At 47.9% G+C, this 26,866-nt stretch carries 23 protein-coding genes and 1 pseudogene; 16 read left to right on the forward strand and 8 right to left on the reverse strand.

What is annotated here, in order from left to right:
* Window positions 1-192: 192 nt before the first annotated feature.
* Window positions 193-1,101 carry a LysR family transcriptional regulator gene (locus tag J2T20_RS24810; protein ID WP_307592558.1) on the reverse strand — a complete coding sequence of 303 codons (909 nt, stop codon included), beginning with the start codon at window positions 1,099-1,101 and terminating at the stop codon, window positions 193-195.
* Between the two features lie 438 nt (window positions 1,102-1,539).
* Between J2T20_RS24810 and J2T20_RS24815 the strand changes: the two genes are divergently transcribed.
* From J2T20_RS24815 to sdhB, 3 genes are read left to right on the forward strand one after another with little or no spacing between them, the layout of a single operon-like run.
* Entirely contained in the window at window positions 1,540-2,205 is a 666-nt protein-coding gene (locus J2T20_RS24815; RefSeq protein WP_307592559.1) for a succinate dehydrogenase cytochrome b558 subunit, read from the forward strand.
* A 48-nt stretch (window positions 2,206-2,253) separates the two neighbouring features.
* Complete coding sequence (gene sdhA, locus J2T20_RS24820) at window positions 2,254-3,996, forward strand: succinate dehydrogenase flavoprotein subunit (RefSeq protein WP_307592561.1); 1,743 nt, start codon at window positions 2,254-2,256, stop codon at window positions 3,994-3,996.
* Between the two features lie 37 nt (window positions 3,997-4,033).
* Window positions 4,034-4,798 (forward strand): succinate dehydrogenase iron-sulfur subunit, encoded by a 765-nt coding sequence (sdhB, locus tag J2T20_RS24825; protein WP_307592596.1) that lies wholly within the window; start codon window positions 4,034-4,036, stop codon window positions 4,796-4,798.
* A gap of 707 nt (window positions 4,799-5,505) precedes the next feature.
* Here the strand turns inward: sdhB and J2T20_RS24830 are convergent.
* Window positions 5,506-5,922, reverse strand: a complete 417-nt coding sequence (locus J2T20_RS24830; RefSeq protein WP_307592563.1) for a hypothetical protein — start codon at window positions 5,920-5,922, stop codon at window positions 5,506-5,508.
* Window positions 5,923-6,305: 383 nt separating this feature from the next.
* Between J2T20_RS24830 and J2T20_RS24835 the strand changes: the two genes are divergently transcribed.
* Genes J2T20_RS24835 through J2T20_RS24855 form a run of 5 tightly spaced genes read left to right on the forward strand, consistent with a single transcriptional unit; the run spans window position 6,306 to window position 9,238 of the window.
* The gene (locus tag J2T20_RS24835) at window positions 6,306-7,100 is read left to right on the forward strand and encodes a DUF3891 family protein (RefSeq protein WP_307592565.1); all 795 of its coding nucleotides are present in this window, start codon (window positions 6,306-6,308) and stop codon (window positions 7,098-7,100) included.
* The gene (locus J2T20_RS24840; protein WP_307592566.1) at window positions 7,091-7,375 is read left to right on the forward strand and encodes a hypothetical protein; all 285 of its coding nucleotides are present in this window, start codon (window positions 7,091-7,093) and stop codon (window positions 7,373-7,375) included. The genes J2T20_RS24835 and J2T20_RS24840 overlap by 10 nt, the downstream gene beginning before the upstream one ends.
* Window positions 7,354-7,710 carry an ion channel gene (locus J2T20_RS24845; protein ID WP_307592568.1) on the forward strand — a complete coding sequence of 119 codons (357 nt, stop codon included), beginning with the start codon at window positions 7,354-7,356 and terminating at the stop codon, window positions 7,708-7,710. Before J2T20_RS24840 ends, J2T20_RS24845 begins: the two co-directional genes overlap by 22 nt.
* A gap of 34 nt (window positions 7,711-7,744) precedes the next feature.
* A complete protein-coding gene (locus tag J2T20_RS24850) occupies window positions 7,745-8,677 on the forward strand; it encodes a metallophosphoesterase (RefSeq protein WP_307592570.1) in 933 nt (310 codons plus the stop codon).
* Between the two features lie 21 nt (window positions 8,678-8,698).
* Complete coding sequence (locus J2T20_RS24855; RefSeq protein WP_307592572.1) at window positions 8,699-9,238, forward strand: GNAT family N-acetyltransferase; 540 nt, start codon at window positions 8,699-8,701, stop codon at window positions 9,236-9,238.
* 118 nt (window positions 9,239-9,356) lie between these two features.
* Here the strand turns inward: J2T20_RS24855 and J2T20_RS24860 are convergent, their stop codons facing one another.
* Complete coding sequence (locus J2T20_RS24860) at window positions 9,357-10,166, reverse strand: histidinol-phosphatase (protein ID WP_307592574.1); 810 nt, start codon at window positions 10,164-10,166, stop codon at window positions 9,357-9,359.
* Window positions 10,167-10,185: 19 nt separating this feature from the next.
* Window positions 10,186-11,088: a LysR family transcriptional regulator gene (locus J2T20_RS24865; RefSeq protein ID WP_307592575.1), complete on the reverse strand. Its 903-nt coding sequence runs from the start codon at window positions 11,086-11,088 to the stop codon at window positions 10,186-10,188.
* Between the two features lie 254 nt (window positions 11,089-11,342).
* Here J2T20_RS24865 and J2T20_RS24870 point away from each other — a divergent pair, with 254 nt between their 5' ends.
* From J2T20_RS24870 to J2T20_RS24890, 5 genes are all read left to right on the forward strand, one after another.
* Window positions 11,343-11,798, forward strand: a complete 456-nt coding sequence (locus J2T20_RS24870) for a chemotaxis protein CheX (RefSeq protein ID WP_307592577.1) — start codon at window positions 11,343-11,345, stop codon at window positions 11,796-11,798.
* Between the two features lie 33 nt (window positions 11,799-11,831).
* A complete protein-coding gene (locus J2T20_RS24875) occupies window positions 11,832-12,608 on the forward strand; it encodes an SDR family NAD(P)-dependent oxidoreductase (RefSeq protein WP_307592579.1) in 777 nt (258 codons plus the stop codon).
* A gap of 96 nt (window positions 12,609-12,704) precedes the next feature.
* Window positions 12,705-14,207: a DEAD/DEAH box helicase gene (locus J2T20_RS24880; RefSeq protein ID WP_307592582.1), complete on the forward strand. Its 1,503-nt coding sequence runs from the start codon at window positions 12,705-12,707 to the stop codon at window positions 14,205-14,207.
* A complete protein-coding gene (locus J2T20_RS24885) occupies window positions 14,204-14,950 on the forward strand; it encodes an ABC transporter ATP-binding protein (protein ID WP_307592584.1) in 747 nt (248 codons plus the stop codon). Before J2T20_RS24880 ends, J2T20_RS24885 begins: the two co-directional genes overlap by 4 nt.
* Before the next feature lies 1 nt (window position 14,951).
* Window positions 14,952-16,172, forward strand: coding sequence for an ABC transporter permease (locus J2T20_RS24890; protein WP_307592586.1), 1,221 nt, complete (start codon window positions 14,952-14,954; stop codon window positions 16,170-16,172).
* 149 nt (window positions 16,173-16,321) lie between these two features.
* Here J2T20_RS24890 and J2T20_RS24895 read toward each other — a convergent pair whose 3' ends face one another.
* Together J2T20_RS24895 and J2T20_RS24900 are read right to left on the reverse strand one after the other, a co-directional pair.
* On the reverse strand, window positions 16,322-16,426 hold the full coding sequence (locus J2T20_RS24895; protein ID WP_307592588.1) for a YjcZ family sporulation protein: 105 nt from the start codon (window positions 16,424-16,426) through the stop codon (window positions 16,322-16,324).
* 535 nt (window positions 16,427-16,961) lie between these two features.
* Window positions 16,962-18,263, reverse strand: a complete 1,302-nt coding sequence (locus tag J2T20_RS24900; protein WP_307592597.1) for an aminotransferase class I/II-fold pyridoxal phosphate-dependent enzyme — start codon at window positions 18,261-18,263, stop codon at window positions 16,962-16,964.
* Between the two features lie 234 nt (window positions 18,264-18,497).
* On the opposite strand from J2T20_RS24900, the gene J2T20_RS24905 reads away from it, so the two are divergent.
* Both J2T20_RS24905 and J2T20_RS24910 read left to right on the forward strand, forming a co-directional pair.
* The gene (locus tag J2T20_RS24905; RefSeq protein ID WP_307592590.1) at window positions 18,498-19,283 is read left to right on the forward strand and encodes a helix-turn-helix domain-containing protein; all 786 of its coding nucleotides are present in this window, start codon (window positions 18,498-18,500) and stop codon (window positions 19,281-19,283) included.
* A 348-nt stretch (window positions 19,284-19,631) separates the two neighbouring features.
* Window positions 19,632-20,498, forward strand: a complete 867-nt coding sequence (locus tag J2T20_RS24910) for an SDR family oxidoreductase (protein ID WP_307592592.1) — start codon at window positions 19,632-19,634, stop codon at window positions 20,496-20,498.
* Between the two features lie 105 nt (window positions 20,499-20,603).
* On the opposite strand, the gene asd is transcribed toward J2T20_RS24910, so the two are convergent.
* Both asd and J2T20_RS24920 read right to left on the reverse strand, forming a co-directional pair.
* Window positions 20,604-21,395, reverse strand: coding sequence for an archaetidylserine decarboxylase (asd, locus tag J2T20_RS24915; protein WP_307592593.1), 792 nt, complete (start codon window positions 21,393-21,395; stop codon window positions 20,604-20,606).
* A gap of 98 nt (window positions 21,396-21,493) precedes the next feature.
* On the reverse strand, window positions 21,494-22,579 hold the full coding sequence (locus tag J2T20_RS24920) for a YheC/YheD family endospore coat-associated protein (protein WP_307592595.1): 1,086 nt from the start codon (window positions 22,577-22,579) through the stop codon (window positions 21,494-21,496).
* 223 nt (window positions 22,580-22,802) lie between these two features.
* Between J2T20_RS24920 and J2T20_RS24925 the strand changes: the two are divergent.
* Window positions 22,803-26,866 (forward strand): annotated as a pseudogene (locus J2T20_RS24925) (hypothetical protein); the annotation flags it as partial.

Consider the following 26,866-nt stretch of genomic DNA (forward strand, 5'->3'; position numbering starts at 1 on the left):
TGTAATTATCAGTTACTAGAGAACAAACAAATCTGTGAGTGGTTCTCACCGCTTGGTCCTATATGAACTCCTAAACATCTTCGTAAGGCCTCTCATGGTTGGAAACTCAAAGCCTAACATACTCCATAGTTACTACTACATTCCCAATTCCCAAGGAGTAAATCTTTAGTACAATTTATATAGAGAATTTAATTACTGATCGCCTTCCCGTCCAAGAAGGTACACATCTTCCGTAGTCTGTACCAGAGAGCGTGCAGCTGTGCTCAGTACGCCGCTATCGCGATAGATAAGGCAGGTGGTTCGCTGGGTCTGTTCCAGTTCCTTGATGTGCAGGGAGACGAGTCCACCGCCGTTCAGCAGCTCGGGGCGCAGATAGGATTTGGGCAGCAGTGCAGCAGCCTTGATGGTTGGCAGCAGCCGGACGATGGCTTCGAAGGAGTCGATCTCCATACGTACGTCAGGATCAATGCCGCAGCGCTGGAACAGATCGTCGGTTAGGCGACGGTACCAGGTGCCTTTTGAGAACAGGATCATAGGCAGCCGGGAGAGGTGCTCCATCGTCAGCTTTGGAGATAGGGTCAAGGGGTGGTGCTCGGAGACAACCAGCCTTAGCTGATCCTCAAAGAGAGGAATGCAGCGCAGTCCAGGTTCTTTAATGGAAGAGGCGATAATACCGACATCGGACCTTCCTTCGCTAACTGATGAGACGATCTCATGGGTTCTTCCGGTAATAAGCTTCAGCTCTGCTGTTGGGTATTTCTCCATATAGGCATTCACAAGCGGCGGCAATGTTGTCTGAAGGGTAGTCAAACTGGCTCCAAGCGTGACGAACTGAGGCTCGCCTTCCTTAAATTTGGAGAGGGCCTCCAGGAACTTGGAACGCTGCTGCCGCTGCTCTAAGGCATAGGTATAGGTGAGTCGACCCACCTCGGTCAACTCCAGCCGTTTGCCGTGGCGATTGAATAGAGGAACACCCAACCGTTCTTCCAGCTTGGAAATTTTGCGGGATAGGGCAGGCTGAGACAAATTGAGCTGGCGTGATGCACGATTTAAGCTGGAATGCTCAACAACCGCTGCAAAAATATCCAAATCGTCAAACATATCAGGTTTCTCCTTTAGGCCAATGTATGGTTAAACCACTATTTTACGGGATTTTTTAAAAAAGGGAGTAGTGATAAATTGCATTGCTGAGTCTTTAAATTTCTCTTAATTTATAAGGGAATACAGGGTTTAAGGTGTATTTGGAGACTCTTAATGAGAATTATTATCAGATAAAAAATATTCTTATGCGTTTATTGTATAACGATTAATAATTAGATTGCAATTCCCTTATAAGAGAAAAAAGAGTAACATTAAAAGTGACACAAGATATTCACACATTGTGAATGTTGAAGCAAAGTCCGGGAAAACAAGGGATAGCGTTGCAAAAAGACATCCGATATCTCTACGCGCTTGACGTCAGCCTGTTTCAACTGTGGCCCCGGCGGTGTATGCTCATTAATGAAAACGCTGTTTTAATTGAAAGGGGACACTCTAGTTATGAGAGGATTTTATTCCAGAAAGATTCATTCCTTGCTCGGCGTTATCCCGCTCGGAGGATTTTTCCTTGAGCACATGCTGACGAATTTCTCAGCAGTAGAGGGTGGGCCATCCGGATTCAATGACAGTGTGCTATGGCTAAACAGCCTGCCGCTAGTCTTCTTCCTGGAATTGTTCGGTATATGGCTTCCCTTGTTGTATCATGGGGTATTCGGGCTGTACATTGCTTATCAATCGAAGCCGAACCTGAACCGTTATAACCTGGAGAGAAATTGGCGTTATACGCTGCAGCGTGTTACAGGTATTATTACATTCATTTTTGTGGTCTGGCATGTATTCGAAACCCGGTTTCAGGTGGCTCTTGGAAATGTAAAGCATGAAGAGCTGGGCGGAGTCATGCATGATATTGTGACCCAACCGCTGTTGCTTGCGTTCTATACAATCGGTATCATATCAGCATCCTTCCACTTTGCTAATGGCCTTTGGTCCTTCCTCATCAGTTGGGGAGTAACCGTTGGACCGCGGGCACAGAAAGTATCCTCCTTTTTATGTTTGGGCCTTTTCGTCCTTGTTACGTTCATGTTCCTGATCTCGCTGGTTACCTTCCGGGACAGTGAATTTCAGTCCGCAGCAGCAATTGCACAAACCTTAAAGGCTATGATCTAAAAATCACAGTAATCGTTCTGATCTTTTCATTAAAGGGAGTGAACTATCATGGCAACAGCCGATATCATTATCGTGGGCGGCGGTCTGGCCGGCCTGATGGCTACCATCAAGGCGGCAGAATCCGGCGCGCATGTTCATTTATTTTCGCTAGTCCCTGTCAAAAGATCGCACTCTGTCTGCGCACAGGGCGGTATCAATGGCGCTGTAAATACAAAGGGTGAGGGAGACTCACCTTGGGAGCATTTTGATGACACGGTATACGGTGGAGACTTTTTGGCTAATCAGCCGCCAGTCAAAGCTATGTGTGAAGCAGCTCCCGGGATCATACACCTTATGGACCGGATGGGTGTTATGTTCAACCGGACACCTGAAGGTTTGCTCGACTTCCGCCGTTTCGGCGGTACCAAACGTCATCGTACGGCATTTGCCGGTGCAACTACAGGCCAGCAGTTATTGTACGCCCTTGATGAACAGGTACGCCGCTGGGAAGCGGAGGGCCTTGTAACCAAGAGCGAGAACTGGGAGTTCCTCTCGGCGATCATCGATGACGAAGGTGTATGCCGCGGCATCAGCGCCCAGAATCTCAAGACTATGGAGATTCAGACGTTCCCTGCCGATGCTGTTATTTTGGCCAGCGGTGGTCCGGGAATTATTTTTGGCAAAACAACGAACTCCGTAATCAACACGGGTACAGCTGCAAGTGCTGTCTATCAACAGGGTGTGCATTACGCGAACGGAGAATTCATACAGATTCACCCGACTGCGATTCCGGGAGACGATAAGCTTCGGCTGATGTCCGAATCCGCTCGCGGTGAGGGAGGACGGATCTGGACCTATAAAGATGGTAAACCATGGTATTTCCTCGAGGAAAAATATCCGGCTTACGGAAATCTGGTGCCTCGTGACATTGCTACCCGTGAGATTTTTGACGTCTGTGTAGATAAGGGAATGGGCATCAACGGGGAGAACATGGTTTATCTGGATCTTTCCCATAAGGACCCGAAGGAGCTAGACGTCAAGCTGGGCGGCATTATTGAGATTTATGAGAAGTTCATGGGGGATGATCCCCGTAAAATACCGATGAAAATCTTCCCTGCCGTTCATTATTCAATGGGTGGCATGTGGGTCGACTATAACCAAATGACTAACATTCCTGGCCTCTTTGCGGCTGGAGAGTGTGAATATCAATATCACGGAGCAAATCGTCTGGGTGCCAACTCCTTAGTATCAGCCATTTATGGCGGTATGATGGCTGGACCTAAAGCTATTGAATATATTAAAGGCCTCAAGAAATCGGTGCAGGATATTTCTTCAACGGTGTTCGATGGCTTCCATAACAAGCAGGTTACTAAATACGAATCTCTGCTGGCTATGTCCGGCACTGAAAATGCGTACGTAATTCATAAGGAGCTTGGCGAGTGGATGACTAACAACATGACCGTTGTTCGCCACAATGCCAAGCTCGAAGCAACCATTGCCAAAATCAAAGAACTCAAGGAACGCTACAGCAACATAAACATGAACGATACATCACGCTGGAACAATCAGGGGGTTGCCTTCACTCGCCAGCTGTGGAACATGCTGGAGCTGTCGGAGGCTATGACCCTTGGGGCACTACTGCGCAATGAAAGCCGCGGTGCGCATTACAAACCGGAATTCCCGGAACGTAATGACGCAGAGTTCCTGAAGACGACAAAGGCAACCTGGAGTGCAGAAGGCCCGCAAATTTCTTACGATCCGGTGGATGTTTCACTGATTCCGCCACGGATTCGTGATTACTCGAAGGATTAATAAATATCGGTTACACAACTTTTAGGAGGTAACGATGATGGCGGAAATAGCTGCAGCTCCCAAAAACGTAAAATTTATTATCACCCGCCAGGACGATCAGCAAAGTACCCCGTATGTGGAAGAGTTTTCTCTTCCCTATCGTCCAGGTATGAACGTGATCAGCGCTTTAATGGAAATACAGCGTAATCCGGTTAACGCCATGGGAGACCATACGGTCCCGGTCTGTTGGGATTCCAATTGTCTGGAGGAAGTATGTGGAGCCTGCTCGATGGTCATTAACGGCAAGCCTCGTCAAGCTTGTGCCGCACTTATAGATAATCTGGAACAACCCGTTCGTATTGAACCGATGAAAACTTTCCCGGTGGTACGTGACCTTGTCATTGATCGCACACGGATGTTCAATGCACTCAAAAAAGTTAAGGCTTGGATTCCGATTGATGGCACATATGATTTGGGTCCGGGACCTCGGATGCCTGAGAAAAAACGGCAATGGGCCTATGAATTATCCAAATGCATGACCTGCGGTGTCTGCTTGGAAGCCTGTCCGAACGTCAACGAGAAGACCAATTTCATCGGCCCGGCAGCGATATCGCAAGTTCGTCTGTTCAATGCTCATCCTACCGGTGAGATGAACTCTGACGACCGGCTGGAGGCTCTTATGGAGGATGGCGGCATCGACGGCTGCGGGAACTCGCAGAACTGTGTGCGCGCCTGTCCTAAGGGCATTCCACTCACCACCTCAATCGCAGAAATTAACAAACAGACTACCAAGCACATGTTCAAACGTTGGTTGGGTGTTTAAGTACATCTCCATAGCTTAAAAACAAACCATAAAGCCATCCCTAAGGCTGATATTCTGCCGCTGGGGATGGCTTTATTTGTGTTTTGTTTCGTGCTATGGGGAACGGGGGGAGTAGATAGTTGACGGGCGCGGCGTGTGAATGGTGGACGGATGGTGATGAATAGTGAAAACTAGACGGTTGACTGATGGTAGGCTAAGGCGAATGGTAACTGGTGGACGGTGATTGGTGACTTGTAGAAGGTAACTTTTGTATTTCAATCCGTTGTGGGTCTAGAAGTGGGATTTGGGTTGGAATTGAAATAGATTTAGCTTAGATTGGGTTAAATCGTCATCAGCGGCGGATAATCCTTGGGACAGCCGTTTAGATGTACTTTGTGCAACTAAAACTAATTATTTGGGCAGAGGGAATGGTTTAATTGCATTTTGTACAACTAAAACTCTGATATTGAGCTAAATATCTGGGTTGGAGGCTTTTTAGTTGTACTTAGTGCAACTAGAGCTCAGCGTAAGGCGTTTTTATTCTAAATAAGTGTATTTAGTGCAATTAAACCTGAACAAAAGTAAAAAAACAGCTGTTTGAGGAGGTGGCGACTGTTGAAGCAGAGCGAATACTTGGGTGAATAGGAGAAGTAGATTACCATCCAAGTTAGGACAGTAATTATGTTAGCCTTTAGCTTCTGTGAAATTCAATTATTTTAAGGTATCAGTTATTTTAAGCTATTTAGTCCTTTCTTTATTTTATCTCCATATTTCGTTTCGCTAAGCTTTGGAGTTTGGGTTTTTGAGTTCGCGTTACTGTAATAAAGCACTAGAAAGTTTCTTTGCTGAAAAATGATCGGTGCATGAGAACTCAGCATCTGCTGTTGTTCATAGAAATGTTTATATCCAAGCTCCTGTTTTTCTTCGGAACCAAAGTCATAAACCCTTAGAGTGTCATTGTTATCCAGTTTATAGACCAAAGGTTTGATGTCATCAATTTCAGCATCCTTTGGGGATTCAACTTCAGTAAGCTTAATTTCTTGAGACTTCATGGCTTCGATGACGGAGTTATCCTTTTGATTAGATGAACATGAACTCAACAAGATCAAGCTAAAAATTGCAACGAATAAACATAATTTTCTCATAGAATTACCCCCTTTCTTATTAATCCCACATTCACACTGATACCCTCCAACCTTGCTAGATCATGCGGTCATATTTAGTTGATACTCCTTATTTAAGAGGTAGTTGCACAAGAGCAAGGAGTGTACTAAAGCTATCTAGGGCGCTTGCGGATGTTCTGAATCGTATACTCCAATAAAAAACAACCTGCCTCGCGGGTCATTTACTCTAAAATAGGGTAACTAAGATAAAATTAGTTCCAACTGACAGGACACTCCTGCTTCCTCTCTATGGAGGGCGCGAGAGGCTTTTCCAGAGAAGAATTGTAGTACCAGTATATGTTATAATCTCCATAGTTATAGTTATTGAACGTTAAGGTGAGTGACGATCAAGGGAGGAAGGAATAGTGATTTGTCGGGAGCATAACGGGTCGTTTGTTATGATTAAACAGCATGATCACGGACAGTTGTCTGGTGAGCTCGCAAAGCGGTTCCATTCAGAACAGGTTCCTGAACCGGCAAGGCGTGCAGAGGTGCTGAGAGCGGTTAGCAACCATGATCGTGGCTGGATCGATTTGGATGAAACCCCTTTTTGGAATGATGCCGAGGAAGCACCTTACACCTTCATTAATTTCCCCGTTGTGCCGAAGCTGACCTTTTATACTAAAGGACTCGATGAAATTGAGGCAGATACACCCTACGGGGCATTACTTTGCAGTTTGCACTTTGAACGGCTGATCGAAGTGTCCGGTGAAGATAACCCGGAGCTTACCGAATATCTGGTACAGGAAGAGGAACGTAGGGCACGTATCCGCCGTGATTTAGAGCAGTCAGCTCCTATTGGTGAGGCAGAGCTCTATAATGACACCCGGCTGCTGCAATTTTGCGATGATCTGTCCTTGTATATGGCATTGAATGAACCGGGATCACCCAAATCTGAGGAGCATCCCTGGTGGAAGGACGGCTTTTCGGGAAGTGAGGATTTTGGTTTTACTGAGGGACGTGTGATTACGGCAGAGTGGAAGGATAAGCATACACTGATGCTTGACCCCTTTCCGTTCACCGAGACCTTCGAGATAGCTCTTCCGCTGCGCAGGGTGTCAAAGGTGGAGGTTGAAGCCAAAGGAATTGCGCGTGCTTACCGCGATACACCGAAGCAGGAATTTAACATTGTTGTTAAGGGTAATATCGAATGGAACTGAAATGGATCAACAAGCGAGTCCTGCTGACCCCGATTCTAATCTATGTCCTAATATCAGTTGAAGATTTACTGAATTGGATTGATTGGGGGTCAATCGTACCCGGTAATGGCGGCATGCGAGGATTGATTTTATTATTTTGTCTAGCCTCCGTGCTGTTTTATATCTTGTTTATCTTTAACGAAATAAAGGAATCCAACAGCAAAGAAGTGGAGCTGCATCAGACATTGACCCGCATCAGCATCGCTACACTGAGTTGTATTATTTTTTTACCGTAGTCTATACGTCCATATACAAGCTGTTCGGTCAGACCTCTTTTCAGGGTGAAGGGATCGGCCAGGATTTGCTCAGTCAGTTCATAACGTTTCTCTATTTCAGTGTGGCGACTTTTACTACGGTTGGATTCGGAGATATTGCCCCCGTTGATAATACCTCGCGGCTTGTGGTTATCATGCAGATTTCCTTCAGATTTATTACGGTAGCATACGCCTTATCCATGCTGAGTATTTTCCGGAAAATATTAGGTCCTGCCTCAGAGGCTGAAATTGATGCGGAGTTAGAGTTTGACGATCAAGATACAATTAACGATTCTGAAGGTACAAAAAACAATTAACGCGATTTGTGCAGCAAGGAAGGAGAATCGCCCTATGAATAAAATAACACCGGGGGTTTCTTCGACGAAGAGAGTTGAACCCGGCTCCAGCCATAAACAGCCGGATCCTAGTATGCAAGGGTTCAACGATACTAAAATATCCCGAAGGAAGTTTCTTGGACGGGGGATTGCAGCTCTAATCGGCGCTGGTTTACTGACTGGAGGTTATGCGTGGAAGGCTGAGCCGAACTGGCTTGAAATCACAAGGATGGATCTCATGCTTGATGATCTACCCTCTGCTTTTAATGGTATTAAGGTTGTTCATTTCAGTGATACACATCTGGGCTTTAACAAGGATGCCGATGATTTATCCGCCTTGGTCGCAGATATAGAGAAAGAAGCCCCCGATTTAATCTGCTTTACAGGGGACATTGTGGATAGTGAATCAAGTGATCTTATAGCAGCTGTACCTGTCCTCGCACGCCTATCCGCTCCATTGGGCAAGTTCGCTATCTTTGGCAATCATGATTACAAACATACGGATCAATTGGCCCAATTGTTCAAAGAAGCAGGTTTTCGGCTTCTGAGGAATGAATCTTCGCTGATTAAGCGGGGGAACGAAGTCATTGCTGTGGCTGGACTGGAAGATTTGCTGCACGGTAAGCCTGATCCGCAGGCTACCGTAAAGAACATCCCGGAGGGAACCTTCACTTTGTTATTAATGCATGAGCCGGATTATGCAGATACGGCTGAGGCCTATCCTTTCAACCTTCAGCTATCCGGGCATAGTCACGGAGGACAGATCCGTCTGCCGCTCTTAGGTGCGCTGTTTACTCCGTATGGTTCGCAAAAATACATAGCTGGGCTGTATTATACAGAAGCTAAAAAAATGCCTGTATATGTGAATCGGGGTTTCGGGGAGACGTATATGCCATTCAGGCTGCTGTGTCGACCGGAGCTGACCGTGTTTACCCTGCGGCGATCTTGAGGGAGAAGGGAAGAAAGGAATATGAGTACCTATGAGGCCATTCAGTTCCATAGACAGAACGGAACAGCAGTTGAGTTGAAGCCTATGCTGCAAGAGGATGCTGGTACTCTGCGGTCTCTGCTCTCTCACCCCGAATTAAGGACACATATTGTCATGCGGGGCGAAGGATTGCAAAATGCCTCAATGGATAAATTAATGAACCGGATGCTGCTTGCTTATGACCCTTGTGCATTGCATGCAGGTATCTATCGCAGTGGAAATTCGGAGTTAATTGGTACAGTTTCTTTGCAGTGCTGGAATCGCCGGAACGGTTCAGCGGTATTGGGCTATTTGTTGGATCCAGTTTGGTGGGGCCGGGGATTTGCAACCGAAGCGGTAAGATTATTGCTGAATTACAGCTTTTATGAATTAGGAATTACAGAGGTGGAAGGCCGCTGCCGTGAGAGTAATAGCAGATCGGCAAGGGTCATGCTGAAGAATGGAATGGTGCTGGAGCGAGTTATACCTGGCGTGGGTTCAGCGAGCGATTGTATTAATGTTTTCAGATTGTTACACAAATGAAATAATGCCGTTATCAAACTCTAACAGTGTCCGGTTAAACTAAGTACATGACCCCCTTTTAAAAATATATATTGTTTTGGGACCCGAAGATTCGGGTCCATTTTTTTTGTACAAATTCTTAAAGCGCTACGGTTACTTTCTGACGCTGTTTATAATACACCCATTGTGTAAATCCAATGTCCTTCAAGCGCTCGGCTACCGCATCCAGTTCATCCGCCACCCTTGAAGGTTTATGAGCATCGGAACCAAACGTAACGTCCACGCCAAAGTGCAGGGCACGCTCCAAAATGGCATCGGACGGATACCAGCCGCCGCTCAGCTTTGTTTTGCCGGAAGTATTAATCTCGATGGCAACACCGCAATCTGCAATCGTGCGCAGGCATTCATCCACACTGGCCGGAACCTGAATATCAGCGAATGCGGGGTAATTCCCTTTCATGGCATCAATATGACCAAGAATTTGGAACATGCCGCTTTTTGCGGATTTGGAAATTAGATGATAGTACTCCGTTTTGACATCCATTTGTTCTTTACTCCCCAGCTTTTTCCAACGTCCCTTATTGAAAATACTGACACCACCCAGATTATGAACAGATCCAATCACATAATCAAAGGGATAGGTCTCTAAGGTCTTCTGATATAACGGGGCACTTTCGGGAAAAAAGTCGGATTCGATGCCCAGTAGAACGTCTATGACCCCGGCATATTCTTTTTTTAAGGAGAGAACCTCGTTTACATAAGCTGCGAGCTCCGATTTGCCCATAGCGATATGCGGAAAAGCTTGTTCTACCGGATGGGCAAAGTAAGGAGTGTGATCCGATATGCCGATGACTCCCAAGCCGGCTTTTATTCCGGCTTCAATATAGTCCTGGATATTCCCGTCCGCATGGCCGCAGCGGAAATGATGTGTATGCAGGTCGAATTTCATGGCTGTGACATCTCCTCTTTTATTCTGAGCCTATAAACTGCGTCTCGGGCATGCCTTTCAGATCGCTTAGAAATTGTCTCATGGCGGAGTTGACATACTTGCCGGATTTCGTAATAACGCCTACCGGATGGGTGACCTCCAGCTCGATAATGGGGACGATTTTTAGAGTGCCTAATCTAACCTCAGCGGTAACCGATTGCTTCGAAATGATGGCTGCACCAAGATCCAGCTCAACCATACGTTTTACTTCTTCGCTGCTCGTAAGCTCCATAATCACTTGAGGCTGTATGCCGTGTTTGGCAAACACTTCTTCCGCAAATCTGCGTCCAACTGTATCTGGTGAGAGCAGGATCAGCGGAGTGCTTCCGAGTGCCTCCACTCCGGCCGATCTTAATTTAGCCAGGGGATGACGTGGGGAAACAACCAGCTCGAATGTGTCGTAATACAGGGTGGATGTGCTCATACCCGGGCTGCGCCCAATCAAATATCCTATACCGACATCCACAAGCCCATTTTCCACATACTGATAAATTTGTGAAGATGACATCGACTGTATGGATGTCTTGATGTGGGGGAACTGGTCTTGAAAATAGGAAAGGATACGCGGCAAGATTTGGATGGCAATAGAAGTGGTTGTACCGAGAACAATATGTCCTTGAGGAGTGTCCTCCAGGTCTGCAAGCCGGTGCTTAAGCTCATTGACAATACTAACAATTTGCTCAGCATGCTCCAGAAAGACTTGGCCTCTGTCGGTTAGTGTAACAGGCTGGTTTCGATCCACGAGCTGTGTTTTGAATTCTTCCTCTAAGCTCTTGATCTGGGCAGAAACTGCCGGCTGTGTCAAGTTAAGCAGTTCTCCTGCTTTTCGGAAGCTCATCGTTTTGGAGATTGTAATTAATGTCTCTAATTGGCTGATGTTCATGAAATACCTCCTTTAAGTCAGGTCACCTATCACAGCCGCTTCTTACTATATATTACGCTCAATGTGGGCATTATATTAAATTATAGGAGATTACCCACGACAGAGCAATCTTGCTTAGAAAAATGTCTTAATAATTCCTTCTAGATAACCATTCATTTTTGGTGAATTGTGCCGATATATGAAGTATAATAAATCATATTGCTTGGGACTTTTGGTGTATGACTAAAGCCCGGTAAAGGAGGGACAGCACTTTTATGAAGGCAGAGGTAATAAACCCGTTTTTAGAATCTGCACGTATTGTAATCGAACAGGTGATTCAAGTCTCACCGTCCACCGGCAGTTTGGGAGTTAAAGAGATCGAACTGATTGATAATCATATATGGATCCAAGTGGGAATGACGGGGCAGTTGAGCGGAAATATCATATTCGGAATTGCGGAAGCGGTTGCTCTACGAATGGTATCAGCCATGATGGGCGGCTACGTTATTACTGAGATGGATGATATGGGCAAGAGTGCAATTTCGGAGCTGGGTAACATGATCAGCGGAAATGCCAGTACGATTTTGTCGAATCAGGGAGTATCGGTGGACATTACACCTCCCAAGCTAATGAGGTCTGAGAGCATGTCGTTTTTGCCTCGCAGAGCACTTAGCATCCCGTTGTTAATGGATGGAATTGGAGAACTGGATATTCAAGTAGTGATCGCCTAATAAGCGTTAGGAGTTGAAACAGAAGTGCACTCCATGAGATTGAAGGATAAGATTGTTGTTATAACGGGAGCTTCCAGCGGTATTGGGGCAATTACAGCCCAAATGCTCAGCAAACGGGGCGCAATTCCGATTCTGGTAGCACGTTCTGAAGATAAGCTTAAAGAAACGGCGGCTGGAATACAGGGAATGTTCGGAATGTATACTTGTGATGTAAGAGACTCTGCAAGGGTTGAGGAGACGTTTGCAGAAATTTTGCATGCGTACGGCAGAATTGATATCTTGCTGAATAATGCAGGGTACGGGAAATTTGCTGATTTTACAGAAATGCCCTCTGAAGAATTCCAAGATATGATGGATGTGAATTATATGGGGATTGTTCGGTGTACCAAGGCTGTCGTACCTCATATGCTGGAGCGGGGAAGCGGGCAGATCGTAAATGTAGCCTCCATGGCAGGCAAGATTGGCAGCAGTAGAGCAGTAGCTTATACGGCCTCTAAGCATGCTGTGCTCGGCTTCACTAATGCGCTGCGACAGGAGCTTCGTAAGAGCGGAGTTATTATTTCAGCAGTTAATCCCGGACCGATTGCTACAGACTTTTTCAAAATTGCCGATCCGACGGGTACATACGTAAAAAACGTAGCTAAAATGATGATGACACCTGAACATGTGTCTGAGAAGATTATCAAGACCATGGAGAAGAGCAAGGAAGAGATGGATCTTCCGGGGCTGGCGGCCTTTGGGATACGTCTGTACGGACTGTTTCCCCGTCTTGCTGACAAGCTTACCTATAATGTAATGAACAAGAAATAGAATGCAGCAGCGTGTAAGCGGGCCTTCCATTTGGTGGAGAGGCCTTTTTGGCATATAATGAGGATATTATCTCAAACGAAAAGGATGAATTACAATATGAATAGTGTTTCTTTTGCGGCAATCGGTATAGAGGAAGATTTTGTTGCCAGGTTGTCCGAATTCGGTATTGATGCTCCATCACCAGTGCAGGAGCAAACGATCCCCCTGCTTCTTGCAGGTAGGGATGTGCTGGCCGCTTCACAAACAGGAACCGGCAAGACGCTGGCTTATCTGCTCCCGCTTCTTCAGAGTATCAACCCTGAGAAAAGGATCGTACAGAAGGTTGTCCTGGCACCGACACAGGAGCTCGCGATGCAGATTCTTCGTGAAGCAGAGCGTTATGGCGCGCACCGCGGCATTGGTGTTATGGGATTGATTGGTGGAGCAGCTATCAAACGCCAAATCGATAAGCTGCGTGAGCATCCTCAGCTTGTAGTAGGAACCCCTGGTCGAATCCGGGAGTTGATTGGACTTCGCAAGCTGAAAATGCATGAGGTTACTACCATTGTAATTGATGAGGCGGATCAAATGTTCCAACTCAGCGGTGCAGGTGAGGTAACGAAGATTGTCAGCAGTGCACTGCGTACCCGTCAGTTAGTCATGCTGTCGGCAACGATCGGGCCGGAGACGAAAGCGCTGGCTTCTCGGGAAATGAAAAATCCGGCAGAGGTGGGTATCGATCCTGGTGTGATGACGGCCCAAGGTCTGGAGCACCATTATGTTGTGGCTGAAGAACGGAATAAGATAGACATGCTGCGCCGAGTCATTCGCCATTATAATCCGGAGAAAGCGATTGTTTTCGTAAATGCAACAGAGGATATTGCAGAGGTTAAAGCCAAGCTGGAACATCTTGGACTTACCGCAGCCGCCTTGTATGGCGATGCCGATAAGGTGACTAGGAGCCACGTGCTATCCAAGTTCCGTGATGGGAAATTCCGTGTACTCGTTGCAAGTGATGTAGCAGCAAGAGGGTTGGACATTGAGAATTTATCTTTGGTAGTCAGCTTCGATCCTGCCTTTGATTCCGAGCACTATGTACACCGTGCAGGACGTACAGGTCGGATGGGACGCAAGGGCTTATCCGTAACTCTTGTTACGGAGCAGCAGACGTTTATTATGCGTAAGTTCGCCCGAGAGCTGGATATTGAGCTAACAGAACGTGAAATGTATGCCGGAAAAGTATTGTCATCCGATGAAGCACGTACTTCCAATCGCAGCAACAGCGGGCCGGCCAGAGATTCAAACAAAGCTCCACGCCGCGAGGATACCGCTGTACGGAGCGACAAGCCTCAAGCCCGGGTAGCAGGAGTTGCACCGATTGCAGGCGCAGGCAGAAGACCAGCGACAACTACAGGTCAAGGAAATGTAAATAACCAAGCCGGTAATGAGTTCACGCGGGAACAGCCTCGAAGTGCTGTGCCTGGCCGGGAGTCGCGTAACGGAACCGCAGCACCTCAGGGAAGTGTGCGGGGCAGCAAAGCGGATCGTGAACGTGATCGTAAAAATAAAGGTGCGCCAAAATGGTTGAAGGACAAAACGCCAAGAGGTGATGGTCAATGAGTTCATCCCCCGTACTGCAAATTACGGGCTTAAGCGGCGGTTACAGTATGAATAGGCCTGTGCTGCACGATGTATCACTTCAGGTCCAGCCCGGGGAAATGATCGGGCTTATCGGTTTGAACGGAGCCGGTAAGAGTACAACCATGAAGCATATTCTTGGATTAATGTCACCGCACAAGGGTGAGATAACGGTACAAGGCAAGACACGGGAGGCTGATCCCAATCAGTATCACAGTGCATTGTCCTTTGTGCCTGAATCGCCCCTTCTCTACGAAGAAATGACGGTTCGCGAGCATATCGAATTTACAGCCCGTGCCTACGGAGTAGAACGCAGTGATTATGAATCACGCAGCAGTCATTTGGCTGCTCTGTTCCATATGGAAGACAAGATGGACAGTCTGTCGGCCCATCTATCCAAAGGGATGAAACAGAAGGTCATGATTATGTGTGCCTTCGTTGCACGCCCGGCATTGTATGTCATCGATGAGCCTTTCCTGGGTCTAGACCCGCTAGGTATTCGTTCTTTGCTTGATTTCATGTTGGAGTTGAAGAAGGGGGGAGCATCCATCTTACTCAGCTCCCACATTCTTTCAACCATCGAGAATTACTGCGACCGTTTTATTGTATTGCATCAAGGGAAGATTATTGCCCAAGGCACCCTGAAGGAAATGGCTTCGGCAGCCGGACAGCACGGTTTATCGCTGGAGCAGCTGTTCTACGAGCTGGTTCAGGGGGGGAAATGATATGAACTTGAAGCAGCTGCTCCGGGAGCGGCGCGGCCGATTCATGGGGAGCTTACTGCCTTATGTAGGTTATATTATTCAGAGCGGCGTAGCGATGGTGTTTCTGTTCGTTGTGATCGCCTTTTCAGCATGGTATACCTCATTGCTGAACAATATTCCGGCAAATGTTCCTATACGTTGGATTATGCTGGCACTGTTATTACCTTCTGCCGTTCATAGCAGCTTCAGGACTTATTTGCAGAGTCCTGACACCATATTCCTCCTCCCGCAGGGCCACCGAATGAGAGAATACTTTGTTTCTGTCTGGGTACGAGGAATCGTATGGAAAACGCTGCGGTTAGCGTTTGTATTAATCACACTGTGGCCTTTATACATACGAACTGAAGTGTCACCGAAGCTGTTATGGGCAACTGCACTCCTTGTGTTTGGTGTTAAGCTGCTGTCTAGCTATGGGCACTGGCGGGAGTTATCCATGTTGTCGGGTGCTGCCTCTAAAGCCTATATCCTGTTGCGGTGGGCCACCGGAGGACTAATTATTGCAGCATGGCTGTGGCAGCCTGCCGGAAGAGGTTTCATATTCATTATTCTTCTGGCTTTAGCTTATATAGCTGCGCTTGCCGTCCCCGGTCGTCATGCTGTTCCATGGGAGAAGCTGATCATGGAGGAAAAGAATCAAGGCGGACGGGCATTAATGATTCTGGGCTGGTTTGTCGACGTACCGGGGCGTGAGCAACGAGTATATTCCCGCCGGTATCTCTCCAGATGGGGGGGCGGCATCCCTTGGCAGCGAAGAACATCTTATCGCTATTTGCTAACCAAAAGCTTCGCACGAGGAGATATATTCGGTATCGTTATGCGAATGGCTCTCTTATCGCTGTTGCTTAACTGGTGGAATCACTCCAGCCTTATAGGCACCGCTATATATTTATTCTTCCTGTTCGTAATCGGGATTCAATTGTCATCGCTGCGTAAATTGCATAGCGAATCCTTTTGGCTGACGGTCTATCCACTTCCAGAAGGAACCCGGGCGGGCAATACCGTACAATTCGTATATCAGGTCCTCTTGGTAGGAGCTTGCTTTACGTGGCTTCCTTTTCTAGCCGCTCTCGGATCCCGTCCGCTTCTTGTGGCAGGAACGTTAGTAGCAGGTGTATTGTTGGCTTATTTCTTCAAAACCTACTTGTCCCGCAAGGCAGCGCGTTTAGAGGATGAGGATTTGTAGGGCATGGTTTTATAGCTACAGACTAAAGACGCCTTACCCTCAGCAGAAGCTTGAGGTAAGGCGTCTTTTGCAAGCTTATATAGGATCTGGTGTGAACATGCTATGGTGGGAGAGAGCTAAGCTCCCTCCCAGGGAGTTTTCCCGTTTAATTAGATAAAGAGTGAACGGCTGATGATAACCAACAGGATAAAGAGAACCAGGATGGCTCCAGTGCTGGTAAATCCGCCGTATCCGCCTCTTACTTCTTCGCTCATGTTCATTCCCCTTTCATGTAAGTAGTTGTACTTGATCTGTACACGGTATTGTATGTGCGGAGGGCGTTACGTGTATAGGCCAATGTCAGAAGGGAACAACAAAAAAAGTCAGCTCTGATTTCGCGGAGATGACTTTTTGGAAGTATGAGAAATAAAGTGATCTAGCTCGTAAGGTTGATGAATTGAATTGAATTGGAGTCAAGCATAACGGGTGGCTTATAAATTACCTCATTCTATGAGTAGCGGAGGTTGATTGGATTACCTCACTCTATGCATGCGGACATTAAAGCCGCTATTTGAGGTTCAATGGGCAATATAGATACTAAGAGGACTCAGGAGACGTTATTTTATCAAAAACACCTTATTAGTGGTAGTTAACCCGTCAATAACGTCTCTGGAGTCCGCATGACTTCAAAATATCCCGGTTTAGGACAAATAAGGGCTTCTCTGTCCGTATCACATTCATTTTGTCCCTTATAAAAGAAACGGGTGCCGTCTTGAAGGATGGCACCCGTTTCTTCTTGTATATTAGGTTTTAGGCTTTCTCCAAATCACGGATGCCGGAATAAACAAGATCGAATAGATCTTCCAGGTTTTCCTCTTCGATACAAGAGAATGCGACGCGCAGATCCGTTTCGCCGAGTGCGATCGTGCCCAATCCGTAATTATGGATCAGGTGCAGGCGAAGCGCTTCTGCAGAAACGGTGTGCAGCTTCAGACACATGAAGTAACCGGAGTTAAAAGGATAATAGGTCCATACGTCATCTCCGTACTTACCACTATCAAGCAGCGTCTTCACTGTATTGGCGCGGCCTTTCATAATCTGGAACTTCTCTTCCTTTTGTGCGGAGAATTCCGGCGCTTTGAGCGCTTCGAGTACGAAGGTCTGTGAAGGATGCGGGCCGCTGGAAATGGTGGCGCGGATAATGCCCAGCGTTTTTTGTTCCAGTGCGGCCAGCAATTCCTTGTTCTCCGAAGCGTAGGTAATGAATCCTACACGGAATCCCCAGACGAACTCCTCTTTGGTAGCTCCGTCAATCTTGATGGCGAGAACACGAGGATGGAGGTTAGCCAGCTTGCCAAAGAGAGATTCCTTCAATGAATCTTCGAAGAAGAGGCCAAAGTAAGCGTCGTCGCTGACAACAACCACATTGATGCCTGCTTCTGCCGCCTTCAGGATTGCCGCTACAATTTCTTCGCCTTCTTCTCTGCTAGGCGTGTAGCCGGTAGGGTTGTTCGGGAAGTTCAGAAGTACAATCGCTTTTCCTTTATCTTTCTGAGCCAACAAGGCATCAGCTAGTCCTGCACTGTTAAATTTATAGTTCTCTGTAAAAAGCGGATAGTTAACGGTTTCGCTATGACGGCGGATGCCAAAGGTCAGCTCGTAATTCTCCCAGTTTTTGTCCGGGTAGATAACGGCATCACCCTGCTCTGCAAAAAGATCAGCTACAATACTTAGGCCGTGTGTTAGGGCGTTTGTAACGATAGGGTTGCTGATGGATTTTCCTTCAAGAGAAGGATTCTCACGCAGCATCTTCTGAGCCCATACGGAACGAAGCTCGGGTTTGCCTGCAGGTGGAGCATAGCCGTAAAGATCTCTTGGATGGAAAGCAGACAGCTTATCCTGAATAACACCGAGATGCATAGGAACACCTTTTTCGGTTGCAATACCGATTGTGGCATTGTACTTCTTGGCATGGGCAGCCGCTTCAGCAGATTGACTGAGAATTCCTTCTTTTGGGAAATAGATCTCCTTGCCTAATGTGGAGAGCATGTCATACACATGTTCATTTCCGGACTTGATGCTTTCATTCAATTGTCCAGCAAGTTCGTTCATCATTTTCATCCTTCCGGTATCGTGGGGATACATACTGCTAACATTGCCTAACATTATAACACCGTAGCTTGCAGCCGTCACAATTTTTTTGTCATTTTTATTCATGAAGTAATCTTGTGAATAAAAAGGTGCGTTTGGAGAAGGGGGATTGCTACTGTCTGCTGTATGGGAATGAGGTGCAAAATAAAGCGCAAAAGAGTATGATGGTGAAAATAACATTCGGGGGGTAAGAGTATGCTGCATGCATCGCCGTCCTCTTTTGTCATCCTGCCCGCCCTTGCCAAAATTATGTGTGAGCCGGGCTGGAAGTGGCAAAAAAGAGAGAAGCCGCTGCAAAATTACGATTTATTCTATGTCTGGAGCGGGGAAGGTACGGTTGTTCGGGGGGGAATTCCTTTTCAGGTTGGTAAAGGAAGCTGCTTCTTATTCCGGCCGGGTGACCATACGAGTGCGACTCATAATCCGCAAAAGCCGCTTGTACTTACATACATTCATTTTGATGTCACCGGAGACATAAAGGATATCCCGCTTCCATACCGTGAGCTTACAGAAACGGTGGAATTTGAGCATATGCTGGCTCGGTATGTACGTCTCTTTCTGGTGAAGACCTTCGCCGCAGAGGAAGAAGGCCAATTGATCCTGAAACAGCTGATGATTCATCTGCTGCGGGAAGACCGGGTCATGCCTGTGGAACGCAATGCAAGCAATCAGTTGACGGAAGTGATTCATGAGGTAGCCAATTACGTGAGTCAGCATCCCGGTGCGTCACATCGGGTGGAGGACCTGGCTTCGCGTGCGGGTCTCTCACCGCGTTATTTTTCAATTAAGTTCAAGGAACTTATAGGTTCTTCTGTACAATCTTACGTTATTCGTGCCCGTATTGAACGGGCTCAGCACTTGCTGCTATATGCCGGAATGAACGTGACAGAGGTGGCGGATGCGCTCGGTTACCGGGATATTTTCTTCTTCAGCCGCCAGTTCAAGCAGCATACCGGTAAAAGTCCGTCCGAGATCCGCTGATGGCTGGATTTGTTTCGAACCTAGTTTACAGAGAATTTACGAAACATCTAGAAGGGAAGACTTAGGTGATGATCAGCAGACGCCGAATTTGCAATAATGATTACAAGGCGGGCGGTGGGGGAATCTTTCAAAACCACTTGAAACGGCTGAAGGCAGGCAGTGTTGCAAATTATTACTGGTTCTGAATGGAACCCTACTCGAACTGATGACTAAAACCTGAAAAAGAATATATGAAAGAACCGGGACTTCAAGGTACCCGGTTCTTTAAGTTTTCCGGTTGAAGAGTGAGGCTGCCTATGACAGAATACAGTATACACAGTTGCACAGAACCCTGAAGGGATGAACCCAATGAAGAACCTTAAGACGGCTGGAAACCGTCAAACAGCACTTGTTACCGGCACTTCGTCGGGCTTCGGTCTGCTGATCAGCATAGAACTGGCGAAGCGGGGATTTAATGTAGTGGCAGGCATGCGCCGTCCACAGGCCTCGGAACCATTAATGAAGGCTGCTGAGCTGGCGGGAGTAGCCGGGGCTATATCTGTCGTAGAGATGGATATAACGAATGAGAGTCAGGTACTTGCCGCCGTTGAACAGGCAAGGACACAGTTTGGAACCATTGACGTGCTGGTTAATAATGCAGGCGTAGTGTGGGGCGGCTTTACGGAAGAAGTGCCTCTGACGTTATGGCGGGAGCAAATGGAGACTAACTTTATAGGCAATGTATCTGTGACCCAGGCAGTACTTCCATGGATGCGCAAGCAGGGCAATGGATTGATCATACAAATGAGCAGTATCAGTGGGGTGGTCGGATTCCCTGGATTCGGACCTTACGCAGCGTCCAAATTTGCTCTGGAGGGATTCAGTGAATGCCTGGCGCTTGAGGTGAAGCCTTACGGCATCGATGTGGTGCTAGTAGAGCCTGGTTCATACGGGACAGACATTTGGGAGAAAGGTTTCGCAACCATGCAAGCGCCATCCGATTCCCCTTACCGAAGTATGTTGGAATCCGTGCTTGCTTATGCCAGGAGCAGTGCCTCAGGGAGCGGGAATCCACAGGAAGTAGCAGATTTAATCGGAGATATCGCCTGCTCCCGTCGCCGACGTTTCCGTTACATGCTGCCCCGTTCAACGGTGTGGACGGCTCGCGGCAGGAAATGGCTGCCGGACAGCTGGTTCCAGCGAATCCTAATGTCTACGCTGAAGCGCAACAAGTAAGGCGGCTGACTAGAAATTTGAATTCATCGGCACGCAAAAAAAAGAAGCTGTTCCAAGCACAAGTGGCTTGAAGAACAGCTTCTTTTTAATTGAGTTATAGGTCTCTTATTCAGGCTTATGAAGTGTTCCTAACCACTCGCCCATCTTCACCTTGGTATCCACCATTAAGCCCGGACGCGGGGTAAAGGTCCCGCTTTCCGTAAGTAGAACTACCGTTGAGCCGAACTCGAAGTAAGCAAGGTCGTCACCTATCTGCCAAGCTTCAGCGCTGTCATCCGAGTATCGGATACTGCTGACATTCATCGCGCCTACTTTTACTACTGCGGCTTCTCCATAATCCCCCGCGATATAAGTAATGAGCCGTTCATTACGGCTCAGAACAGCCTTCATATGCCTCATCCCGAAATCATTGACAGGGTATGCCCGGCCCCGAAGATAATCCGTCTCTACCTTTCGCCCTTTCAGGGGTGAATGAATGCGGTGATAATCGGTCGGACTCAAGTAAAGCACAAAAAAGAAGCCTTTCTTGTAAAGCTCTATATGCGGAGAATGATTTAGCAGGTCCTCCAGATTGTAATCCTGTCCTTTTACATTCATAATCATGCCTGCGGTGATATCCCCCATCGCGGTTATCATTGCATCCACAGGGCTGACCAGAGCATCCGGCTCTGCTGCAACAGGCCGCATTCCGGGTTTCAATCGGCGGCTGAAAAATTCATTGAGGGTACGGTATTCTTCAAGGTTCTTTTCCGCCTGGATTGCGGGAATTTGATAAGTTCGAATAAATACTGGGATAAATAGGCGACTGAGTCTGCTGTGGGATAAAGAACCCATCAACCTGGAAAGCCATCTGTGCGAGGATAGCTCGGTCATCAGCCGCAGAAATTGTTTAACCATGCCCATCTCCCTTCCATAATCAAGCAGTGCAGTCCTTCCTATTGACCTTCTCCGCTCTGCATTATATTGACATAGAATAGAAGACAAATCAATAAAAGTTATCCCCTTTCGTTCCGTTCCAGTAAATACCTGGCATATCCCATCGGTCGGCTATAGCTGTCTTTCCATGTTTCGGTGAGACCCGCTTTGTGAAATCCGTAACGCTGGTCACGGCCGTTGCATTCAATGAAAAACGGCCGCCCGTCCCCCGTGATTCCGATATCAAGCCCGATATCAGCGAGGCCAGGCAGACTTCGATCAAGCCCCCTCGCAATAGATAGACCCAAGCTTACAGCGGACATTCGGATGCCAGAGGCTTTTTCCTTAGAGAAGACACTTTCCAGAGCAAATGAAGAGCTTATAGCTTCCCCGCCGCGGGCAATATTGGACACAAATCCCCCGGCGGGTGCCAGTTTGGCAAACAGTCCGGTTACCTGCCACTCTCCTCCCCAACCGCGCTGGACTGTGACACGAAGATCGAAAGGACGTCCTGTCACCTCAGCAAGGGGAATACGCTCTTGTATAAGATAAGGTACGGCTGTCAGACGGGCCAGCAACTGCTTAGGTAAAGCGTCCTGATTCACAGTGACGCTTACCCAACGTCCTACCGATCGCAATCTGTAACTCCAACTCCATTTTCCGTTGCCTATGTGGGTTAAACGCATGACACCGTTGCCTACGCTTCCTCGGCACGGCTTGAGGATGAGATCCGGAAAGCGGCTCATCATGATCTTCAGACCGCTGATCCCCTTTTCTGTAGCCGGTAAAAAACGAAGTAGCTCAGGATCATTTCCAAGCAATTTGTGAATGACATCTTTCCCGTAACGGTTGCACGAATTGAACACCGTCGGCCCATATTCGATCAACTGGTCCATCCTAGTATTTTTCTGACTGTAAATCGCCCGATTGTGAATGACTCCGGGGATAGGAATAACTTTTTTTCGATATCCTTGAGATTCTTTTATATAGGCATAACAGAATCCGGAGTACATATCTATATCTTCCAGCCTCAGGAAGCAGGGGGTGATGCTAAATAGAGAGGCGGCATCCTCATAGTTGGAGAGGGATTCCTGTCCCGTTTTGAGCTGGGGAATACCCCGGTACATAGAGGAGTTGAGCAGTATTCCGACGTTCTTTCGCCCCATGTTGATACCTCCTGTCATCATCTGTGATTCCGGCGGTTCCCTATACTATCATTATATGTTTGTACGCAGCGTAAGGATGGACGAATGAGATGCGGCAGAAGCCCTTTTTTGAAAAAAAGCAGTCAATTTCCCCATGCTTCTACTCCATTTCAAGGGTGTCATAAGCCCACTCCACTGCATATGATGCCTAGGAGAAACAATAGTTGGAAGGAGGAGACTGCTTGTGAGGGGTTCCAAGAGAAAGCAGCCGCGCAGTGCGAAAAATCGACTTTATTTTGTTGATAATCCCGATACAAAAGAATTGAGTATGCTGGAGAGTGGTCGTAAGACGTTCCCTAGTTCAGTGACAGTCACCAACGAACAGGAGGTCATGCTAGAGCAGTCCTTGCTAGTATTCGGGGAGGAAAAGGCGGAAATTAGCGAGGTGTCGCTGCAATCTGCACCTAACTTGCTGCCTGAACCCATGGAAACACTGCAGCTTCAGAAGCAGGCTTATGTTCCTGCTCCTGTATTTGCCGCACCTATACCAGATCCTGTACCCATTCCCGAGAAGGAGCGATATCAGCCGGTTTATACGGATGACCTGTCCGATGCAGCGGTTACCGGAGCCAAGATTGCCCCCCGTACCATTGATGGAAGTAAGCTGAAATTCGGTATTATTGGCACACCTTGGCTGCAGGATTACGCTGTACAGAGTATTAATATTGCGGACAAGGCAGTGACTTCCTCCAAGATCGCCCCGGAGTCTATATCGGGGGAACACTTGGCGGAAGGGAGCATCTCCGGCGGGAAACTGCTGGATCACTCCATAGGCGGAGAAAAGCTTAAGGATGACAGTATTGGTCCGGAGAAGCTGGCTGATCGAATTATCGGCGGCGGAAAAATCGCAGATCGGTCGATTGAGAGCCGGCACTTAAGTGAGTTTATCATCACTGCTGAACTTCTGGAGGACGGGGCTGTATCCGGTGATAAAATACTTAGCGGAGGCATTTCCGGACGACATTTAGCCAACGGTATTATCGACCGTTCCAAGCTGGCAGATGAAGCGGTATCGGGTGACAAAATCGCGGATGGGGAGATCACGGGTTTTAAACTAAAGGACGGTATCATTGAGGGGCGTCACCTAAGTGAGGGTTCTGTATCAGCGAAGCATCTGGCACCGGGAGCCATCAACCGGGAACAGCTCGGGAACCGATTGATTGGTAAAGAGCAGCTGCAAGAGGGCAGTGTGGACAGCGGTCATCTGGCTGACGGATCTGTTGGCTCACGCCAGATTGGCTCTGAGGTTATACAAGGTCAGCATTTGGCTTTGGAAAGTGTGAGAGGCCTTCACATTGCGGAAGGGGAAGTCCATGGTCACCATCTGGCTGACCGGAGCATCTCCTTTGTGAAGCTGACTGATGGGGCTGTAGGCACAGCCCAACTCGTAGAGCAAGCTGTTACTTCCTCTAAAATAGCTGATCAGAGTGTACTGACGCATAAGCTGGCTGATGAAGCTGTACAGACCCGGCATATCGCTAAGTCTGCTGTACGCGGACCGCAAATTGCCCCTCAGGCTGTATCCGGGGCACATCTGCAGCGTGAAGCGGTAGAAAACATGCATTTAGGAACATCATCAATCGGACCCGTTCAGCTTCAGGAGAATGTTGTTCAAACCCGGCATATATCAGATGGGGCAGTAACAGGCCGGCAGTTGGCTGCTGAGGCTGTTAAAGATGGGCATCTTCAGCCGCTAAGCGTGAGTACGGCTAAGCTTGTGGACGGTAGTGTCACCCATACGAAACTTGCATCAGGAGCGGTGACAGGAAACTCCATAGCTCGGGAAGCCGTAAATGGGGAACACATTGGTTTTTGTGCAGTGGAAGAGAAACACTTGGCAGATTCCAGTATCAGCGGACGCGTTCTTCAGGACGCCGTTGTGGATGCAGAGCATTTGGCTCCGGGGTCTGTAGAACGAAGACATTTAGCAGAGAACAGTGTGACATCCCATGCTCTTCAAGCAGGCTCCGTATTGGCGGATAAGCTGGGCACGGGTGCGGTTAAGGAGAATCATCTTGCCGCCGCCGCTGTACAGCCGCATCATTTGGCCGATCATGCGGTTACATCCTTAAAACTTTCTCCGGAAAGTGTATCTACTGATAAAATCAGTGATTTGGCTGTTACAACTGTCAAACTCGCCGATGGTAGTATTAATTCTGCTAAGCTTGCCGAATCCGCAATTCTGGGGGAACATTTCTCTCCAGGTGCAATAGGATCGGATGCTATCAGTGATCAGGCCGTGCAGAGCCGCCACATGTCACCGGGAAGTATTGGCGGGGTACAAATCAGGCCGCTAACTATAGGCAACGGACATATTCTTCCGAATGCTATATCGTCGATTCAATTGCAGAAAGGCAGTATCAACGCCGACAAGCTGGCGAAGCAATCTGTGAATTCAACACATGTTCTGCCAGACAGTATAGGGGGAGAACATATAGCTGTTGGAGTGGTAGAAAGACGCCATATTCGCAACGGTGAAATTTCCCTGGAGCATTTGGCAGCGGAAGTGCGGAGTCCGGCTTTGCTGCCGGATGGCAGTATTACTGGCGACAAGCTGGCGGGAGAATCAGTCGGGTCATTCCAGCTCGCACCGGACAGCGTATATGGAGACCACCTGGCATCGGGTTCTGTAGACAGCCGCCATATCAGTTCAGGCAGTATTACACTAGAGCATCTAGCAGAAAAGACGAAGACATCTGAACTGCTGCCGGATGGCAGTATTACCGGCAATAAGCTCGCGGAAGGATCAGTCGGATCGTTGCATCTAGTGCCGGGTAGCGTCTACGGAGACCATTTGGTGTCGGAGGCGGTAGACAGCCGCCATATCAGTTCAGGCAGTATTACACTAGATCATCTAGCGAAAGAGACGAAGACATCTAAGCTGCTGCCGGATGGCAGTATTACCGGTAATAAGCTCGCAGAAGGATCAGTCGGATCGTTGCATATAGTGCCGGGCAGCGTCTACGGAGATCATTTGGCATCGGAGGTCATAGACAGCCGCCATATCAGTTCAGGCAGTATTACACTGGATCATTTAGCGGAAGAGACGAGGACTTCTGAACTGCTGCCGAATGGTAGTATTACCGCCAATAAGCTCGCAGAAGGATCAGTCAGATCGTTGCATCTAGTGCCGGGCAGCGTCTACGGAGACCATCTGGTATCGGAGGTGATAGACAGCCGCCATATCAGTTCAGGTAGTATTACACTAGATCATCTGGCGGAAGAGACGAAGACTGCTGAGTTGCTGCCGGATGGCAGTATTACCGGCAATAAACTGGCGGAAGGATCAGTCGGGTCATTCCACCTCGCAAAGGGTAGCGTACTCGGAGACCATCTGGCATCGGAGGTCATAGACAGCCGCCATATCAGTTCAGGCAGTATTACACTAGATCATCTAGCGGAAGAGACGAAGACTTCTGAATTGCTGCCGGATGGCAGTATTACCGGCAATAAGCTGGCAGTGGGTTCAGTGGGATCTTTACATCTTGTAACGGGCAGCATCTATGGAGACCACCTGGCATCAGAGGCGGTAGACAACCGCCATATCAGTTCTGGCAGTATTACACTAGATCATCTAGCGGAAGAGACGAAGACTGCTGAGTTGCTGCCGGATGGAAGTATTACCGGCAATAAACTGGCCGAAGGATCAGTCGGGTCATTCCAACTCGCAAAGGGTAGCGTACTCGGGGACCATCTGGTATCGGAGGTGATAGACAGCCGCCATATCAGTTCAGGTAGTATTACACTAGATCATCTGGCGGAAGAGACGAAGACTGCTGAGTTGCTGCCGGATGGCAGTATTACCGGCAATAAACTGGCGGAAGGATCAGTCGGGTCATTCCACCTCGCAAAGGGTAGCGTACTCGGAGACCATCTGGTATCGGAGGTTATAGACAGCCGCCATATCAGTTCAGGCAGTATTACACTAGATCATCTAGCGGAAGAGACGAAGACTTCTGAATTGCTGCCGGATGGCAGTATTACCGGTAATAAGCTGGCAGTGGGTTCAGTGGGATCTTTACATCTTGTAACGGGCAGCATCTATGGAGACCACTTGGCATCAGAGGCGGTAGACAGCCGCCATATCAGTTCAGGCAGTATTACACTAGATCATCTAGCAGAAGAGACGAAGACTGCTGAGTTGCTGCCGGACGGAAGTATTACCAGCAGTAAGCTGGCAGAAGGATCGGTCGGATCATACCAAATCGCGGAGGGCAGCATCTACGGGGATCACTTGGTGTCGGATGC

The sequence above is a fragment of the Paenibacillus wynnii genome (genome assembly GCF_030812855.1).
Classification (GTDB): domain Bacteria; phylum Bacillota; class Bacilli; order Paenibacillales; family Paenibacillaceae; genus Paenibacillus_AQ; species Paenibacillus_AQ wynnii_A.